Origin of the sequence: Novosphingobium sp. IK01, from assembly GCF_033242265.1 — a bacterium.
GTDB lineage: Bacteria > Pseudomonadota > Alphaproteobacteria > Sphingomonadales > Sphingomonadaceae > Novosphingobium > Novosphingobium pituita.
The window spans coordinates 2,680,699-2,696,477 of record NZ_BTFW01000001.1; the positions used below are offsets into that span (position 1 = coordinate 2,680,699).

Consider the following 15,779-nt stretch of genomic DNA (forward strand, 5'->3'; position numbering starts at 1 on the left):
AATCGGTAGGCGCGCAGGACATCTCATTCATCCTTGGAAGCCAGACGCAGGCGAGCCTGGCGACGGAAGTAGGCATAGACAGGACCAGTCAGCCCCAGTGCCAGAATGAGCGTACCGAACGCCATGAGCAAGGGGCGTTGGCTGAACCAGAAGGCAAGTTTCATCCAGATGGGCAGGCTGCCCACCCAATAGGTCGAACCCAGGGCAAAGCTCGACATGCCATCGCCCGTCGTCACCGACATGTCGCCCTGGATCTGCGCGTTGATCTTGGCGTCGGCCATGCCATCGACCAGCGCGGGCAGGTCGGCGGCATCGTCGGCGATCAGCGCAACGACCGTGCGGTCGGAGGCGAACGGCGACTGGAAGCTGACGATCCCGGAAAAGCCGCGCGCGGCATGGATCATCGGCTCGACTTCGGCCTCGTTGGTGAGCCCGCGATCACCGAACAGGGCGGTCACATATTGCAGCGGGCTCTTCTGCGCGACCTTGAGGGTGTGGCCGTCCCAGTGCACCGGCGCATTGGCGAAGACCGCGCCCGCCCCGGCCATGGCCGAACTGCCGATCACCAGAATGTCCTGGCCCGACAGGCGATCAGGATCGATCCCCTCGGCCACGGTGACCCCGGTGGCGGCAACCCCCGTGCTGTCGCCAAAGCGGCCCATCAGGTCGAGGAAGGCCTCGACCGAGGCCGGGGTCGGGTTGCGGCTCATCAGCACGGTCGTCTCGCCCAGATCGGGGCGGATCGTGAACGGATAGCCCGCGCCCGCGAACGTCGCCAGATCGGGCATTTCGAGCGCGTGGTAGGCGTGGCTGAGGTCGATGGTCGAATTGGAATCGACCGAGACGCGCACGTTGTCGGGCAGGGAGCCCGTGCACTTCTGCTTGTCGGCCACGATCAGGTTGTAGTCGAAGACCAGCTCGTTCTGGCCGAACAGGTTGTAGCGCGGCAGGGTCAGGCTGGCGGTGCCGTCGAAGCTCTTGGCCCCGGACGTGCCGAACCAGTTGCTCCACCAGCTTCCCGCCAGCGGCAGGGTCTTGAGGAACTGGCTGTTGATCGAGATGTCGAGGCGCGAGGCCTTGCGGTCCATCCACTTGGCCAGCGGATAGCGATAGGTGAGGTTGAGCGTGCCCCCCTGGCGCGGCCAGAAGAACAGGTCGGGCGCCACGCGGAAGCGCGCGGTCAGCGGGCCGGGCGGCAGGCCCATGCCCTGAAGGGCATAAGGCTCGGTGATCTCGCCCAGCTTGACCGGGTGATCGGTGGTGATCCAGCGCGGCGCGCCATAGCGCGGATAGCTGGGCACGCGGGCGCCATCGAAGCTCATCCGGGCGCCGCCGAACACGCCCCGGCCCGACGAGATCGAGGCGGCGGCCACGCGCAGTTCGGCATCGTCGCGGCCCATGATCACCAGCAGCGTGCTGAACGGATCGCGCGGATTGCGGATCACCGCCGCCGAAGCGCCGGTCACCGGAATGTCGACGCCGGCAAGGCTCTGCCCCCCCTTGAGGAAGACGATGGCGTTGCCCGCAGGAAGCTGGCCATAGAGCGGCTGGAACGAGAAGCCGCGGTAGCTGGCCATGCTGCCCAGCCAGCTGGCGACCGAGGCGGCGGCCTCAAGCTCGCCGTGGTGGGGCTGTCCGGCAAAGACGAAGGGGATCTTGAGCGCGGTGTTGTCGGCGCGGTCGAAGAACGGGCCGGGCAGGTGCGAGAGGTCGGGCGCGCCGGGCAGGTCCTGCAAGGTCAGGTCGAGAAACGAGCGGGTATTGCTGATATTGGCCCAGAGCACCGAGTTGAACGGGTCTTCGCAATCGCGGGCATAGTGGCCGATCAGGCGCAGGTTGAGCTGGTTGTCGCCGGGCAGGAACAGGGCCGGGTTGACCTGAAGGGTCAGGAGCTGCCCGCCCGAATCCTGCGGGCGCAGCGCCACCGTCTGGACGGTTTCCCCGTTCACCAGCACGACCAGTTGCGACATGTCGCCCAGCAGGGCGGGCGACCAGGCCAGTTGCAGCGTGATCGTCGCCTGCGTGACGACCTGGTTCTTGCGCACGCCGAAGGGGATCGAGATTTCCCCGTGGGTGCCTTGCAGGCGCACCGCGTTGCGGATGCGCAGGTCCTTGAAGGTCAGCCGTTCGCGAACGACGCCTCCGCCCGATGTGGCCGCATTGGTGGAGGCAGGGGCGGCCAAAGAGGTTGCCAGCGGGGCGGCCTGTGCCCGGCCGGGCGCGAACATCGCGCCGACCATCGGCAGGGTGACCAGCAGCGCGGCAGCGGCGGCGAGGGCTTCGCGCTTCTTGCGCTTCTTGTCCTTCTTGGCTTCGGCGGCCTTGGCCCTGGCGTCTTCCTCGGCGGCGCGGGCGGCGATTCGGGCCACTTCGGCGGCGCGGCGCTGTTCGTCGCGCATATGCTTGCGCTCGGCAAAATTGAGCAGCAGCATGCGCTTGATCGTCACCCCGTCGACCACCAGAATATCCCTCAACGAACGCAGGCCGGGCACGATCGGCGGAGGCGCAGACCGTTGCCAGGCGTCTGCGCGCCCCAAAACGGCGCGAACAAGCCGACGCTGGCCCAATGTGTCAAGTGGACGATAGCGCACATAGGCGCGGCCATGGGCCAGACGGATGGTGTCGACCGGGATGGCCAGACGGTCATCGCCCATCGCCAGCACGATGTCGGTCACCTTCGCGTCGCCCACCGGCAGTTCGGCGGGCAGCTGGATGGCCGCGCCGCCCATCGAGATGTCGATGGTCGTGCCGTCGACGACATGGCCCGAGGAATAGTGGACGGCCACCGGCAGTTCGGCGTTGACGCGGATGGTCTGGCGGGCCTGGCGGGTCTCGCGGGCGACCGAGACGGCCCCGATCAGGATCGCGAGGCTGAACAGCGCCCAGCTCACGTTCAGGGCCAGCGTGTCGAGCTGAACATTGAACAGGTGCGGGAAGAACACGCGCTTGCCCACGCCCAGCACGATCCCGAACACGATCAGGCCGATGCAGATCAGGTGCGGCTTGACGATCGCCCAGTCGAAGAACGTGCGGTCGAGCAGGTCGCCCTTGTCGGTCACGTTGAACTTGCCCTTGCGCGGGTTGAACCAGGTCATGACCGTGGGCGCGACAAGGTGGAAGGCCAGGATCGTCTCGTAGATTTCCCCCCAGAACGGGCGGCGTTCGCCCGCCTGCGAGCGCTGGCTGGTGACCTGCGAGCAGAACAGGTGGGGCGCGGCATAGGAGAAGATCAGCGAGGCGGAAGCCGCGATGATGTTCTGGCCGAAGATCAGGTAGGCCAGCGGGCTGGTCAGGAAGCAGATCCGCGGCAGCGGAAACTGGAAGCTGATCATCGCATTGAGGTAGCACAGGCGCTGCTGCCACTTGAGGCCGGGGCGGAACAGCGGGGTGTCGATGCGCAGGATCTGCGTCATCCCGCGCGCCCAGCGGATGCGCTGGCCGATGTGGAGCACGAGGCGTTCGGTCGCCAGACCCGCCGACAGGCGCGCGCTGATATAGGCGGTGTCCCAGCCCATGCGCTGGAGCTTGAGCGCGGTGTGGGCGTCCTCGGTCACCGTTTCACCGGCAAAGCCGTTGGTCTGCATCAGCGCCTCGCGGCGGATGACCGCGCACGAACCGCAGAAGAAGGTGGCGTTCCACAAGTCGTTGCCGCCCTGCACCGGGCCATAGAACAGGTCGCCTTCGCCCGGCATGTTCTTGGCGACGGCCAGATTGCGCTGCACCGGGTCGGGCGAATAGAAGAAGTGCGGCGTCTGGATCAGCGCCAGCTTCTCTTCCTTCTGGAACCAGGCGACCGTCAGCTGGAGGAAGGCGCGGGTGGGCACGTGGTCGCAGTCGAAGATCGCGATCAGTTCGCCATCGGTCTTCTTCATCGCCGCGTTCAGGTTGCCCGCCTTGGCGTGCAGGTTGTTGTCGCGGGTGATGTAGCCGCAGCCCGCCTCGCGCGCGAAGGCGCGGAATTCGGGGCGGCGACCATCGTCGAGAATGAAGACCCGGTAGCGGTCGTGCGGGTAATCCATGTCCATCGCGGCGAACACGGTGTTGCGCACGATGTCGAGGCTCTCGTTGTAGGTCGGCACGTAGACATCGACCGTGGGCCAGGTGTCGGGCTCGCCCTCGATCTCCACCACCGGGCGTTCGAGCGGCCAGGAGGTCTGGAGGAAGCCGAGCAGCATGAGCACCCAGGCATAGAGTTCGGCCAGATAGAGCCCGGTGCCGAACAGGGCTTCGAGCGGGGTGCCGAAGGCCAGCGTCTGGGTCGTGCGCCAGAAGATGTAGCGGGTCGAGGTGATGATCGCCAGAATGCCGATGGCGATCGCCCCCTTGCGCGATTTCCAGCGCGAGAGCACCGCCATGCCCACGATCGTCCCGGCTGCCAGCGTCCACTGCTGCTTGATGTCGAGCGGAACGCCGATCACCACGATCGCGGTCAGGCCCAGCACCATGAAGGTGGCCAGACGCACCAGATTGGCGGGGTTGCGGAGCAGGGCGATCATGCCGCGCGGGTCTTTCCGGTGTTGAGGGCCGAGGTCATGCCGGCCTTGGCCGGGGCGGCCAGAGGCGCGTCGGAAAAGCCGGCGTCCTCGTCGGTTTCCGTGTCGCGGTGGTCGCCATCGCCGCCATCGTCGTCGTCGCCCCAGGTTTCGGCCAGCAGTTCGGCGACCTGGGCGCCCAGCTTGATGGTATCGGCCAGGGCCGCGCTGTGCGGGGCATAGCGGCCCAGCGTCTGGACCATGGCGCCCGCCTCGATCACCGATTCATCGCGGCGCACCTGACCGATCAGCCGGTCCCCGAGCAGTTCGCGCAGGAACCCGGCAGTGTGACGGGCAAAGCGGCGGGTGTCCTCGATCATCGAGAGCACGAACCAGGTCTTGGCGATGCCCGCGCTCGAAGCGCCCGGCAGCATCATCAGGCATTCGGCGGTGGCCGTGAGCGGGCAGATCTCGAAGGCCGCATAGGGCATCAGCAGGTCGCGCAGTTCGTGATTGTCCGAGGGAATGTCGGCCACGAAGATCGAGTCGCCACCAAAGCCGAAGTCGCCATTGGCCAAGCCCTGCGCGAAATCGGGCTGGAGGCTCATCTCCCAGGCCCGGCGCAGCGCGACGCCCTGCGCCGAGGCGCTGGCGGTCTCCTCGACCGGCGCATCGAGGCGCGGCAGGCTGTCGCCCGGCCCGAGGCCGAAGTGCAGCTTGAGCGTGCCGTTGCGCGCGAAATCGAGCGCGGTCACGTCGTGGCCGGCCCGCGAGAGCGCGATGGCGGTGGTCGCCGCCAGAAACGAGGTGCCGGTGCCGCCGCGCGGGCTGTGGAACAGGATCAGGGCCATCAGACGTCTCCCCCTTCGACGGCATCGGACAGGCGTTGCAGCAGCGAGCGGATGTTCTGCGCGCGTTCGGGGCGGCCATAGCGGCCAAACAGGCTGTCGGGTTGCCGGGCGGACGGGGCGCCGCCCTGGGCATGGGTGGAGGTCACCAGCGGGATGGCGGCGGGCATGTCGACCGGGGGCACGGGCTCTTGCGCCGGAGCGGGGGCAGGCGGGGGCGCATGGTGCAGGGCTGCGGCGTGGGGCGGCGTGGCGGGCCGGGGCTGTTCGGGCTCGACAGGGCGTGCCTGCGCGCGCGGCGCGGGCTGGCGTTCGCTGTCGCCCGGCTCGGCGGCCTCGATGGCTGCGGCCTCGCTCTGGGGCATGATGCGCGGATCCTTGAGCAGGGCTTCAAAGATCGGCCAGCTTTCCAGTTCGGCAAAGCGGTCGACGAATTCGCGATAGCGAAAGTCGCTCCTGCCCAGCCGCTCCAACAAGACCTTTGCATCTGCCCGCATAGCCCTACCCCTTAGTATTCGTACCAGCAGACGTTGCAGACAATGGTTAACAAAGCCTAACGGACGGCCCTCGGGCGCTCAAAAAGGCCCTGTTTTTGGGGAATCCGGGCGCAAAAGCCCATTTTGGACCCTTTACGCCGGATCAGAGGGCCGGTCCTGAATCTTCAGCTCCCGGTCGTGGCGGAGAATCGAGTCGACCGGGAGCGTGGGGGAGAGTGGGGGAGAGTGGGGCGCGCGGGCGGGGCTCAGTCTGCCACGATCCGGTAGGGCACCCGGTCGCGTTCGGCCGGGTCGACGCGGATGGCCTTGTCGCTGGGCGGAAACGCGCGCTGGTCGCAGGTGTCGCGCGGGCAGGTCCGGCACGAGGCGCCGATCCGCGCCACGGCATCCTCGCTCGTCAGGTTGAGGCCGTCGGCATAGACGAATTCGCTCGCCAGCGCCGCCTCGCAGCCCAGCGCCACTGCATAGCGGCGCGGCGGGCGGTAGTAGGAGCCCGAAGGCTTCACGAGTCCCTTGGCAATCGAGACATAGCGCACCTTGTCGGGCATTTCGGCGAGCTGGACATGGATGCGGTCGGGGATGGCGACGGCCTCGTGGACGATCCACAACGGGCAGGCCCCGCCATAGCGGCCAAACTGGAGCCGGGTGGCCGAATGGCGCTTGGTCACGTTGCCGGCCATGTCAACGCGGTAGAAGAACACCGGAATGCCGCGCGCCTGTGGGCGTTGCAGGGTCGAGAGGCGGTGGCAGGTCTGCTCGAAGCTGGTGTGGAACGGCTGGCGCAAGCGGTCCACGTCGTGGCGCAGCGCGCGCGCGGCCTGTCGGAAAGCCTCGTAGGGCATCGTGAGCGCGCCAGCCGCATAGTTGCCGAGCCCGACCGCAAGCAGATGGCGCGCGGCCTCCGAACGCAAGGGGGCGGCATCGACGATGGAGGCGATCTCGTCGGCTAGCGCCGTCACGCAGACCTGATAGGCCAGCTGGAACCGGCTCGATTCAAGTGGCTGGATGGAATCGAGCGTGAGCACGCGGCGTTCCGGGTCGTAGCGGCGCACGGGGCCGCCCCCGCGCCAGACCACCGAGACGCCTTCCCCCGAAAGCCAGTGCTGCATTTGCGCGATGTCGGGCGAGGGTTCACCCCCGCCGATCCGCGCGGCGAGTTCCTCGGCCCCGCGATCGATCGTGTCGACATAGTTGTTGGCCTGGTGGAACCAGTCGCGTGCTTCCTCCCACGGCAGGCGTCCGCCTGCGGCCAGGCTGGCGCCGATGGTGTCGTCCATCATGTCGAGGCGGTGGCGGGTCTGGGTATAGAGGCCGTGGAGCTGGACGACCTGACGGGCCAGATCGGGGAACTGGCGGGCAAGGCGCTCGATCTGCTCGCTTGGCGGGCCGGTCAATGCGTGTGGGGCCGAGGGGTTGGAGGCCGCCAGATGCGGGTCGGCCAGCGCCGCGCGCAGGGCCTCGGCCAGTTCGTCGGCCGCCGGAGGGGCCAGATCGGCCCAGTCGACCGGGAACGTGGCGCCCAGGGCATCGACGAGTCCGGCAGTGAGCGGACGTTCGTCGTTCTCCAGTTGCGAGAGGTAGGAGGCGCTGATGCCCAGCGCCTGGGCCATATCGGCCTGACGCAGGGCGCGGCGGGTGCGCAGGGCGCGCAGTGCCTTTCCGGCAAAGAGGGGGTGGCGAGCCATGACCGGCCAAGGGCTATCACGAGGCACCGGCTTTGCAAAGCAGGGCTTCGCAACTTTGCAGATTAACATTGGACAGCACCGGGCGGGCGGTGCATCGCGAACCATAATTAGCAAACTTGCAAAGCGGGAGATGCGGGGTGTCAGCGAACATTGCCGAAATGGAGCGGCGGCGCGCAGCGGCGCGCCTTGGCGGCGGCCAGCGGCGGATCGACGCGCAGCATGCCAAGGGCAAGCTGACGGCGCGTGAAAGGCTCGATGTTCTGCTCGACGAGGGCAGCTTCGAAGAAATCGATGCCTATGTCGAGCATAATTGTGTCGATTTCGGTATGCCCGAAACCACCATTCCGGGTGATGGCGTGGTGACCGGCTCGGGCACCATCAATGGCCGTCTGGTTTTCGTCTTCTCGCAGGACTTCACCGTCTTTGGTGGCGCCGTTTCCGAGCGCCACGCGATGAAGATCTGCAAGATCATGGACATGGCGCTCAAGGTTGGCGCGCCGGTGATCGGCCTCAACGATTCGGGCGGCGCACGCATCCAGGAAGGCGTTGCCTCGCTGGGTGGCTATGCCGAGATCTTCCAGCGCAACGTGCTGGCCTCGGGCGTGGTGCCGCAGCTTTCGCTGATCATGGGGCCTTGCGCGGGCGGCGCGGTCTACTCTCCGGCGATGACCGACTTCATCTTCATGGTGAAGGATTCCAGCTACATGTTCGTCACCGGGCCCGACGTGGTCAAGACGGTGACCAACGAGATCGTGACCCAGGAAGAACTGGGCGGTGCGGTCACGCATTCGACCAAGACTTCGGTGGCCGACCTCGCGCTCGAAAACGATGTCGAGGCCCTGCTGGCCGCGCGCGAGTTCTTTGATTTCCTGCCGCTCACCAACCGTACCGGCGTGCCCGAGCAGCCGACTTCGGACCCGTGGGACCGTCTCGACGAAAGCCTCGACACGCTGATCCCGGCTTCGCCCACGCAGCCTTACGACATGCACGAGGTGATCGCCAAGGTCGTGGACGAAGGCGATTTCTTTGAAATCCAGCCGGGCCATGCCGCCAACATCATCTGCGGTTTCGGGCGCATCGAGGGCCGCACGGTGGGCATCGTTGCCAACCAGCCGATGGTTCTGGCCGGCGTGCTCGACATTGCCTCGTCGAAGAAGGCCGCGCGCTTCGTGCGTTTCTGCGATGCCTTCGAGATTCCGATCCTGACGTTCGTCGACGTGCCCGGCTTCCTGCCCGGCACCGCGCAGGAGCACAACGGCATCATCAAGCATGGCGCCAAGCTGCTGTTCGCCTATGGCGAAGCGACCGTTCCCAAGATCACCGTGATCACCCGCAAGGCCTATGGCGGCGCCTATGACGTCATGGCCTCCAAGCACCTGCGCGGCGATCTCAACTATGCCTGGCCGACCGCCGAAATCGCGGTGATGGGTGCCAAGGGCGCGGTCGAGATCATCTTCCGCGGGCTTTCGGGCGAAGAGCAGGCCGAAAAGACCCGCGAATACGAAGACCGCTTTGCAAACCCGTTTGTCGCGGCGAGCAAGGGCTTCGTGGACGAGGTGATCCACCCCCATTCGACCCGCCGTCGCATCGCGCTCGGACTTCGCAAGCTGCGTGGCAAGAGCCTCGAAAATCCGTGGAAGAAGCACGACAACATCCCGCTCTGAGTTTTCGAGCCCGGAGCGTTCAGGATAAGGTTGCCAGGGAAAGTTTCGCATCATGAAGCTGGGCCGTTTGAACCATGTGGGCGTGGCCACGCCCGATCTCGATGCCTCGATCGCGTTCTATCGCGATGTGATGGGGGCAACCCACATCACCACGCCTTTCGTGCTCGAAAGCCAGCAGGTCCGCGTGGCCTTCGTCGATACGCCCGGCGAGGGCGGCACGGCGGGCACCCAGATCGAGCTGATCGAGCCCACCACCCCTGACAGCGCGGTGGGCAAGTGGCTGGAAAAGAACCCGCTGGGCGGCCAGCATCACGTCTGCTTCGAAGTGCCCGACATCCATGCCGCCAAGGCCTGGTTCGAGGCGCAGGGCAAGCGTGTGCTGGGCGAGCCGCGCATCGGGGCGCATGGCACGATGATCTTCTTCGTCCACCCGCGCGACATGGGCGGGCAGCTCACCGAGATCATGGAAGTGCCCGCCCACGACGGGGCCCATTGATACCTTAAAGATGCCTTATGCGCGTGCCTAACCCCCCGCATGCGCATGATCTGGAGAGGGGGCATATTCGGTCCACTGTCCCCTCTCCAACCCAGTTTGTCCCCCTCGGTGTGTTCCTGAGCGGGGCTTGAGGATGGCCTGATGACACAAGAGAAAAAGCCCGGAATCGACGATTGGGCCGCGCTGGCCACCCGCGAGGTGAAGGGCCGGGATCTGACCTGGCACACCCCCGAGGGGATTGCGGTCAAGCCGCTCTACACCGAGGCGGACGTGACCCACGATCCGGGGCTTCCGGGCTTTGCCCCGTTCACGCGCGGCGTGCGCGCGAGCATGTATGCCGGGCGTCCGTGGACGATCCGCCAGTATGCGGGCTTCTCGACCGCCGAGGAATCGAACGCGTTCTACCGCCGCAATCTGGCGGCCGGGCAGAAGGGCCTGTCGGTCGCCTTCGACCTTGCCACCCATCGCGGCTATGACAGCGACCACCCGCGCGTGGTGGGCGACGTGGGCAAGGCAGGCGTGGCCATCGACAGCGTCGAGGACATGAAGATCCTGTTCGACGGGATTCCGCTCGACCAGATGTCGGTCTCGATGACGATGAACGGCGCGGTGATCCCGATCCTGGCGTTCTTCATCGTCGCGGGTCAGGAACAGGGCGTGCCCACCGAGAAGCTGGATGGCACCATCCAGAACGACATTCTCAAAGAATTCATGGTGCGCAACACCTACATCTATCCGCCCGAGCCCTCGATGCGGATCATCTCGGACATCTTCGCCTATACCAGCGCGAACATGCCCAAGTTCAACTCGATCTCGATTTCCGGCTATCACATGCAGGAAGCGGGCGCGACGCAGGTTCAGGAACTGGCCTTCACGATTGCCGACGGCATGGAATACGTGAAGTACGGCATGGCCTCGGGCCTCGACATCGACAAGTTCGCCGGACGCCTGTCGTTCTTCTTCGCCATCGGCATGAACTTCTTCATGGAAGTGGCCAAGCTGCGCGCCGCGCGCGTGCTCTGGCACCGGGCGATGACGCAGCTGGGCGCGAAGGACGAACGCTCGAAGATGCTGCGCACCCACTGCCAGACCTCGGGCGTGTCGTTGCAGGAGCAGGACCCCTACAACAACGTCATCCGCACCACGATCGAGGCCATGGCCGCGATGCTGGGCGGCACCCAGTCGCTCCACACCAATGCGCTCGACGAAGCGATTGCCCTGCCCACCGACTTTTCCGCCCGTATCGCGCGCAACACGCAGATCGTGATCCAGGAAGAGACCGGCATGTGCAACGTGGTCGATCCGCTGGGCGGCTCGTACTACATCGAGGCGCTGACCGGGCAGCTGGTCGATCAGGCCTGGGCGATCATCGAGCGGGTCGAGGGCGAAGGCGGCATGGCCAAGGCGGTTGCCGCCGGCTGGCCCAAGGCGATGATCGAGGAAGCCGCCGCTGCGCGTCAGGCCCGTGTCGACCGGGGCGAGGACGTGATCGTCGGCGTCAACAAGTATCGCCTTGCGCAGGAAGACCGCATCGAGACCCTCGAAGTGGACAACCACGCGGTGCGCGAGGCGCAGATCGCCCGGCTCGCCGCCGTGCGGGCCGCGCGCGACGAGACCGCCTGCCGCGCCGCGCTGGACGCGATCACCAAGGGGGCCACGGAAGGTGGCAACCTTCTGGCCCTCGCCGTCGAGGCCGCGCGCCATCGCGCCACGCTGGGCGAGATTTCCGATGCCATGGAAGCCGTGTTCGGGCGCCATGGCACCGTGCCGACCCCGGTCAAGGGCGTCTATGGCGCGGCCTACAAGGATGATTCCCGCTATGCGCAGGTGCTGGCCGGGGTCGAGGCGGTGACCAGCCGTCTGGGCCGCGCGCCGCGTCTGCTGGTGGCCAAGATGGGTCAGGACGGTCACGACCGCGGGGCCAATGTGATCGCTTCGGCCTTTGGCGACATGGGCTTCGACGTGACTTCGGGCCCCTTGTTCCAGACCCCGGCGGAAACCTGCGCCCTCGCGCTCGAAAAGGGGGTCGACGCCATCGGCGCCTCCAGCCTGGCTGCCGGACACAAGACCCTGATCCCCGAACTGATCGCGCGCCTGCGCGAAGCTGGCCGGGGTGACATCAAGGTTATTGCAGGGGGGGTCATCCCGCCGCAAGATTATGAATTCCTGCGCGAAGCGGGGGTCCAGGGCATTTACGGCCCGGGCACCAACGTGGTCGAATGCGCCGCCGACGTGCTGCGCCTGCTCGGCCACAACATGCCACCGCTTGACGCCTGAGGAGAGGCAACGATGTTCAAGAAGATCCTGATCGCCAATCGCGGCGAAATCGCCTGCCGCGTGATCAAGACCGCGCGTGCCATGGGCATCAAGACGGTGGCGGTCTATTCCGATGCCGATGCCCGCGCCCCGTTCGTGGCCATGGCCGACGAGGCCGTGCATATCGGCCCGGCCCCTGCCGCACAGTCGTACCTGATCCCTGAAAAGATCATCGCGGCCTGCAAGGCGACCGGCGCCGAGGCCGTTCACCCCGGCTATGGCTTCCTGTCGGAACGCACCAGCTTTGCCCAGGCGCTGGCTGAAGAGAACATCGCGTTCATCGGGCCGCCCGTCGGCGCGATTGCCGCGATGGGCGACAAGATCGAATCCAAGAAGCTGGCCAAGACCGCAGGCGTCAACGTCGTGCCCGGCTATGTCGGCGAGATCGACGACACCGACCACGCGGTGCGCATCGCCAACGACATCGGCTATCCGGTGATGATGAAGGCGTCGGCTGGCGGCGGCGGCAAGGGCATGCGCCTGGCCTACAGCGAGCAGGACGTGCGCGAGGGCTTCGAGAGCGTCAAGCGCGAGGGGTTGAACTCGTTCGGCGACGACCGCGTGTTCATCGAGAAGTTCATCGAGAACCCGCGCCACATCGAAATCCAGATCCTGGGCGACCAGCACGGCAACATCGTCTACCTGAACGAGCGTGAATGCTCGATCCAGCGTCGCCACCAGAAGGTGGTCGAAGAAGCGCCTTCGCCATTCGTCAGCCCCGAAATGCGCAAGGCCATGGGCGAACAGTGCGTCGCGCTCGCCCGCGCGGTCGGCTATTTCTCGGCCGGCACCGTCGAACTGATCGTCTCGGGCGCCGACAAGACCGGCCAGTCGTTCTACTTCCTCGAAATGAACACCCGCCTTCAGGTCGAACACCCGGTCACCGAAGCGATCACCGGGATCGACCTTGTCGAGCAGATGATCCGCGTTGCTGCCGGCGAGCCGCTCGGCTTCACGCAGGACGACGTGAAGATCGAGGGCTGGTCGATCGAAAACCGCGTCTACGCCGAAGACCCCTATCGCGGGTTCCTGCCCTCGACCGGGCGTCTGGTCCACTATCAGCCGCCGGTGGCGGGCTGGACCGACGATGGCGCGGCCCATGGCCGTCGCGGGATCGACGGCGTGCGCGTGGACGACGGCGTCTATGAAGGCGGCGAAGTCTCGATGTTCTACGATCCGATGATCGCCAAGCTGATCACCTGGGGCGAGACGCGCGACGAGGCTGCCGACAAGCAGGTTGCCGCGCTCGATGCGTTCCAGCTCGACGGGCTGGGCCACAACATCGACTTCCTGAGCGCGATCATGCAGCACCCGCGCTTCCGCTCGGGCGAGCTGACCACCGGCTTCATCGCCGAGGAATATCCCGAGGGCTTCCATGGCGCTCCGGCTTCGCCCGAACTCCAGCGCGCGCTGGCCGGGATCGCCGCGTTCATGGCGACGGCACGGGCCGACCGCGCACGCCGCATCGACGGCCAGCTGGGCCGCCGCCTGCGTCCGCCGGCACACTGGGCTGTCACCTTCGACAAGACCACGTTCGACGTGGCGCTGACCGCCGATGAAGTGACCGTCGATGGCACGGCGCTCGACCTGTCGCTCGAATATACCCCCGGCGACCGTCTGGTCGAGGCCGAGGTTGATGGCGTGGTGCTGAGCGTCAAGGTCGTACCCACGCGCAGCGGCTTCGTGCTGACCACGCGCGGGGCGATCCACAAGGTGCAGGTCCTGCCTGCCCACGTGGCGCCTTATGCCAAGCACATGATCGAGAAGATCCCGCCCGATCTCTCGCGCTTCCTGATCTGCCCGATGCCGGGCCTGCTGGTGGCGCTCCATGTCGGCGAGGGCGACGCGGTCGAGGCCGGGCAGCCGCTCGCCGTGGTCGAGGCGATGAAGATGGAAAACATCCTGCGCGCCCAGAAGGCGGGCCGGGTGAAGACGGTGAAGGCCAAGGCGGGCGAGAGCCTTGCGGTCGACGCGGTCATTCTGGAGATGGAATGATCGACCGACACCGGTCCACACGTTGACGTTTACGTAAGCGTGAAATACAGCCTGTCGTGATCCGGTCGGCGGTCGGTCCTTTTCGGGGCCGGCCGCCGAACAACGAAAGGCATGGACACATGAAAGCCCTGGTCTGCGTGAAGCGGGTGATCGACTACAACGTGAAGCCGCGTGTGAAGGCGGATGGCACGGGTGTCGAGCTTGCGAACGTCAAGATGAGCATGAACCCGTTCGACGAGATCGCGGTTGAGGAAGCCATTCGCCTGAAGGAAAAGGGCGTGGTGAGCGAAGTGGTGGTGGTTTCGGTTGGGCCTGCCAAGGCGACCGACACGCTGCGCACGGCGCTGGCCATGGGCGCGGATCGCGCCGTGCTGGTGCAGAGCGACGACGAGGTCGAGCCGCTGGGCGTGGCCAAGATCGTCAAGGCCGTGGCGGATGAAGAACAGCCGGGCCTGATCATCACCGGCAAGCAGGCGATCGACGACGATGCCAACCAGGTCGGCCAGATGGTCGCCGCGCTGCTGGGCCGTCCGCAGGGCACGTTCGCCAATGAAATTGCGGTCGAGGGCGATGCGCTGATCGTCAAGCGCGAGATCGATGGCGGCCTTGAAACGGTCAAGCTGGCCCTGCCCGCCGTGGTGACCGCCGACTTGCGCCTGAACGAGCCGCGCTATGCCTCGCTCCCCAACATCATGAAGGCCAAGTCCAAGCCGCTGGCGACGAAGACCCCGGCCGATCTGGGTGTCGATGTGGCCCCGCGTCTCAAGACGCTGAAAGTGGCCGAGCCGCCGGTGCGCGCGGCGGGCGTGAAGGTCGCCGATGTCGACGCGCTTGTGGCCAAGCTCAAGGAACTGGGAGTCGCATGATGACCAATACTCTCGTCTGGGTTGAACACGAAGGCGGCGCGGTCAAGGACGCGACGCTTCACACCGTGACCGCCGCCGCGCAGATCGGCACCGTGACCGCGCTGGTGGCAGGGCAGGGCGTCGATGCCGTGGCCGCCGCTGCCGCGCAGATCGCGGGCGTTGCCAAGGTTCTGGTGGCCGATGACGCCGCCTATGCCCATGCGCTGCCCGAAAACGTCGCGCCGCTGGTGGTGGGCCTGATGGCCGGTTACGACGTGTTCGTGGCCCCGGCCACGACGACCGGCAAGAACATCGCCCCGCGCGTGGCCGCGCTGCTCGATGTGGCGCAAGTCTCCGAAATCCTGTCGGTCGAGGGTCCCAAGACCTTCACCCGTCCGATCTATGCGGGCAATGCCATCGCCACGGTCGAGGCGAGCGACGCCAAGTTGGTGGTGACCGTGCGTGCCACCGCCTTCGACAAGGCCGGCGCGACCGGCGGTTCGGCGGCTGTCGAAGCCGTGGGCGGCGCGGGCGACGCGGGGCTGTCGAGCTTCGTGGGCTCCGAAATCGCCAAGAGCGAACGTCCCGAACTGACCAGCGCGAAGATCATCGTCTCGGGTGGCCGCGCGCTCAAGGATGCGGAAACCTTCGCCGCGACGATCACCCCGCTGGCCGACAAGCTGGGCGCAGCCATCGGCGCGAGCCGCGCGGCGGTCGACGCGGGCTATGTTCCCAACGACTATCAGGTCGGCCAGACCGGCAAGATCGTGGCGCCTGAAGCCTATATCGCGGTGGGCATTTCCGGCGCGATCCAGCATCTGGCGGGGATGAAGGATTCCAAGATCATCGTCGCCATCAACAAGGATGAGGACGCGCCGATCTTCCAGGTCGCCGACGTGGGCCTTGTCGCCGACCTGTTCGAGGCCGTGCCCGAACTGGTGGGCAAGCTCTGATCCGGGGA

General features: G+C 66.5%; 10 protein-coding genes. 6 read left to right on the forward strand and 4 right to left on the reverse strand.

From position 1 onward, the window contains the following. Positions 1–23: 23 nt before the first annotated feature. From bcsA to SBI20_RS12320, 4 genes are all read right to left on the reverse strand, one after another. Entirely contained in the window at positions 24–4,496 is a 4,473-nt protein-coding gene (gene bcsA, locus SBI20_RS12305) for a UDP-forming cellulose synthase catalytic subunit (protein ID WP_317975297.1), read from the reverse strand. Further along, positions 4,493–5,323, reverse strand: a complete 831-nt coding sequence (locus SBI20_RS12310) for a cellulose synthase operon protein YhjQ/BcsQ (protein WP_317975298.1) — start codon at positions 5,321–5,323, stop codon at positions 4,493–4,495. Before SBI20_RS12310 ends, bcsA begins: the two co-directional genes overlap by 4 nt. Next, positions 5,323–5,817 (reverse strand): hypothetical protein, encoded by a 495-nt coding sequence (locus SBI20_RS12315; protein ID WP_317975299.1) that lies wholly within the window; start codon positions 5,815–5,817, stop codon positions 5,323–5,325. Before SBI20_RS12315 ends, SBI20_RS12310 begins: the two co-directional genes overlap by 1 nt. 245 nt (positions 5,818–6,062) lie before the next feature. After that, positions 6,063–7,502, reverse strand: a complete 1,440-nt coding sequence (locus tag SBI20_RS12320; protein ID WP_317975300.1) for a helix-turn-helix domain-containing protein — start codon at positions 7,500–7,502, stop codon at positions 6,063–6,065. A 137-nt stretch (positions 7,503–7,639) separates the two neighbouring features. Between SBI20_RS12320 and SBI20_RS12325 the strand changes: the two genes are divergently transcribed. The 6 genes from SBI20_RS12325 (at position 7,640) to SBI20_RS12350 (ending at position 15,771) form a co-directional block, all read left to right on the forward strand. After that, positions 7,640–9,166, forward strand: coding sequence for an acyl-CoA carboxylase subunit beta (locus tag SBI20_RS12325; protein WP_317975301.1), 1,527 nt, complete (start codon positions 7,640–7,642; stop codon positions 9,164–9,166). 52 nt (positions 9,167–9,218) lie between these two features. After that, positions 9,219–9,662 carry a methylmalonyl-CoA epimerase gene (gene mce / locus SBI20_RS12330; RefSeq protein ID WP_317975302.1) on the forward strand — a complete coding sequence of 148 codons (444 nt, stop codon included), beginning with the start codon at positions 9,219–9,221 and terminating at the stop codon, positions 9,660–9,662. A 141-nt stretch (positions 9,663–9,803) separates the two neighbouring features. Next, positions 9,804–11,939 carry a methylmalonyl-CoA mutase gene (scpA, locus tag SBI20_RS12335; protein ID WP_317975303.1) on the forward strand — a complete coding sequence of 712 codons (2,136 nt, stop codon included), beginning with the start codon at positions 9,804–9,806 and terminating at the stop codon, positions 11,937–11,939. Between the two features lie 12 nt (positions 11,940–11,951). Beyond that, positions 11,952–13,973 (forward strand): acetyl-CoA carboxylase biotin carboxylase subunit, encoded by a 2,022-nt coding sequence (locus tag SBI20_RS12340; RefSeq protein WP_317975304.1) that lies wholly within the window; start codon positions 11,952–11,954, stop codon positions 13,971–13,973. A gap of 119 nt (positions 13,974–14,092) precedes the next feature. Continuing rightward, positions 14,093–14,839, forward strand: coding sequence for an electron transfer flavoprotein subunit beta/FixA family protein (locus SBI20_RS12345; protein WP_317975305.1), 747 nt, complete (start codon positions 14,093–14,095; stop codon positions 14,837–14,839). Beyond that, positions 14,839–15,771, forward strand: coding sequence for an electron transfer flavoprotein subunit alpha/FixB family protein (locus SBI20_RS12350; protein WP_317976129.1), 933 nt, complete (start codon positions 14,839–14,841; stop codon positions 15,769–15,771). Before SBI20_RS12345 ends, SBI20_RS12350 begins: the two co-directional genes overlap by 1 nt. Positions 15,772–15,779: the final 8 nt, after the last annotated feature.